The following is a 502-nucleotide window of genomic DNA, read 5'->3' as shown; positions in this document are numbered from 1 at the left end:
GTGTGTAGCCGTCGGGTGGCGCCTTGGCCACCAGCGTCAGGCCGACGTTGCCGCCGTCGCCGGGCGGGTTGTCCGGAATCACCGGCTGGCCGAGCTTCTGGGTGAGCTTGGGCACCAGCATGCGCACGACCGCGTCGGAGCTTCCGCCGGGCGGAAAGGTGATGACCATGCGGATCGGCCTGGCCGGAAAGTCGGTGGTGGGCGCCTGTGCATGCACGGGGTTCGCCATCAGCGAGCAGGCTGCGGCGAGCAGTCCGATGGCGCGAACGAAAGTCTGCATCGAATTCCTTTGTGTCGTGGTTGTCTCCGGCGGCCATTGGACGGCAGCCGGATTCATTCGTAAATCAATAAATTACGAATAAAATATGAATTCACCTGATGAATCAGAAGTTCAGCCCCACGATCCGCCAGCTGCGCGCCTTCCTCGCCGTGCACCAGACGCGCAAGCTCAGCGCGGCGGCGGAAAAGCTGTTCGTCACGCAGTCCGCCGTCAGCATGCTGA

At 62.9% G+C, this 502-nt stretch carries 2 protein-coding genes; one reads left to right on the top strand and one right to left on the bottom strand.

Features of this window, described 5'->3' with window-relative positions; all coding sequences use genetic code 11:
- A partial coding sequence (locus tag AC1DTN_RS39425; protein WP_477925709.1) for a Bug family tripartite tricarboxylate transporter substrate binding protein occupies positions 1-280 on the bottom strand: 280 nt, incomplete at its 3' end.
- Between the two features lie 98 nt (positions 281-378).
- Between AC1DTN_RS39425 and AC1DTN_RS39420 the strand changes: the two genes are divergently transcribed.
- A partial coding sequence (locus tag AC1DTN_RS39420) for a LysR family transcriptional regulator (RefSeq protein WP_477925710.1) occupies positions 379-502 on the top strand: 124 nt, incomplete at its 3' end.

The sequence above is a fragment of the Rhizobium sp. 01T444 genome (assembly GCF_056398305.1).
This window is presented reverse-complemented; position numbering and strand designations above follow the sequence as displayed.